The sequence below is a fragment of the Xanthomonas pisi DSM 18956 genome (assembly GCF_001010415.1).
GTDB lineage: Bacteria > Pseudomonadota > Gammaproteobacteria > Xanthomonadales > Xanthomonadaceae > Xanthomonas > Xanthomonas pisi.
In genome coordinates, this window is the sequence record NZ_JPLE01000204.1 from 1 (window position 1) to 663 (window position 663).

The 663-nt window shown below is 54.6% G+C and carries 1 protein-coding gene; it reads right to left on the minus strand.

Translation table 11 applies throughout. The features are described 5' to 3' along the window. Positions 1 to 663: hypothetical protein (locus tag Y887_RS17715; protein WP_157004349.1), on the minus strand; the 663-nt coding region annotated here is incomplete at both ends.

Here is a 663-nt window from a genome sequence, read left to right on the forward strand (position 1 = left end):
AGCATCAGCAATACGCTCTCCGTCAGCCAGGGTGTTAATGGTTTCCGTTGCCACATCTTCAGAGAACGCAGGATTATCCATTTCAACAGCATATTGAGTCTCGCCTTTCTTCACTACGGACGGTTTCAGGCCGGTGGCGGCGGCATTACGGAAAACATCACTCCCCATGGCGCTTTTCTCATCCGTGAAATAACGGTTGTCCGGGCGCACCTTTTCAATGCGTTCCGCTGGTCTGGACGCACCATTCCCGTTAATTTCAATGCGGACTTCATTCGGGTCCCGGAACCGCACCGTCGGGTAAATGCTCCCGTTACCATCCTCCGCATTTTCAGGCTGTGACTGTGCTTCCGGCGTCACTTCCTGTTGTGGACGAATGACTTCTCGTATTGCCTGAAACTGTTGTTCTTCAGTCTCGGTGCGCTCCTCTTTCTGGCTGAGTCTGCGGTATTCCTCAAGCAGTTCAGAACGCGGCTTCGCCTTCAGCTCATTCATCACAGCCTGTCGCTTCGCCTGTTCGTCCAGTTCATTCAACAACTGGCCCGCAGCTTCCCAGCGATGAGCTGCGGATGCGTCCCCCTCTGTTGCCACATCCACATCACCATACTCCTCCAGAACCACCTCGCGATTCATCCCCTGCATGGATTCACGATCCTGCGCCACCGC